Consider the following 1,052-nt stretch of genomic DNA (forward strand, 5'->3'; position numbering starts at 1 on the left):
GCCTGGTCCCGGTTCGCTCGCCACTACTACGGGAATCTCGGTTGATTTCTTTTCCTCCAGGTACTGAGATGTTTCAGTTCCCCGGGTTCGCTTCACCAAAGCTATATATTCACTAAGGTGATACCTTATCCACCTCTCCCACTGACCGCGCCAGTTTTTCAACTGGTCGACCAACGGAAGAAATGGTGAAGGTGGGTTTCCCCATTCGGAAATCGTGGGATCAAAGCCTGCTCACGGCTCCCCCACGCTTATCGCAGCGTGCCACGTCCTTCTTCGCCTGTACATGCCAAGGCATCCACCAAATGCTCTTACCTCACGCTTGAGAATCCACACCATCAACGACAGGCCTGCATAAAGCCTATGCGTCCAACGATGATGCGGAGGAATTATCTCAGCCAGATAATCAATTTTGATTGATTTGTGATGGTATCGCTCAAACAGCCCGAAAGCTGTGATCACGACACCGCCACGGCATCGATTTAAAAACCCATTCACAATGTCAAAGAACGGCGGAAATCCGCCTACCGGCCAAATGCCGGATCTGCTTTCATTTCATCCTGGAGAATTTCTGTACCGCACATGCAACAAGTCACAGCGCGTTATGTCTGGTGGAGCCTATCGGGATCGAACCGATGACCCCCTGCTTGCAAAGCAGGTGCTCTCCCAGCTGAGCTAAGGCCCCGTAAAGCCAGACAAGTATGGTGGGCCTGAGAGGATTTGAACCTCTGACCTCACCCTTATCAGGGGTGCGCTCTAACCAACTGAGCTACAGGCCCACATGCGCCATCAGCGGCCTTATGGCCGCGAGGGGCGTGAGCCGACTCAGGCTTTTGCAGCCAGCCGCAAGCGCGGTTGGCGCAATCTCCAGTGATGAAAGGACATGAGGACGACGGCAGTGTTCTTTGGAGATCACGAAGCACTTCCGGCGACTAGCGCCGACGCTTTCGTGAATATCCTTAGAAAGGAGGTGATCCAGCCGCAGGTTCCCCTACGGCTACCTTGTTACGACTTCACCCCAGTCGCTAAACCCACTGTGGTCGCCTGCCTCCCTT

The 1,052-nt window shown here is 54.0% G+C and carries 2 tRNA genes and 2 rRNA genes; all 4 read right to left on the reverse strand.

What is annotated here, in order from left to right:
- Positions 1-325, reverse strand: a 23S ribosomal RNA gene (locus tag V6D20_11800); the annotation flags it as partial.
- Positions 326-606: 281 nt separating this feature from the next.
- A tRNA-Ala gene (locus tag V6D20_11805) sits at positions 607-682 on the reverse strand.
- A gap of 17 nt (positions 683-699) precedes the next feature.
- Positions 700-776 (reverse strand) — tRNA-Ile (locus V6D20_11810).
- Between the two features lie 184 nt (positions 777-960).
- Positions 961-1,052: ribosomal RNA gene (locus V6D20_11815) — 16S ribosomal RNA — on the reverse strand; the annotation flags it as partial.

Source organism: Candidatus Obscuribacterales bacterium, from assembly GCA_036703605.1.
In the GTDB taxonomy this organism is placed as follows: domain Bacteria; phylum Cyanobacteriota; class Cyanobacteriia; order RECH01; family RECH01; genus RECH01.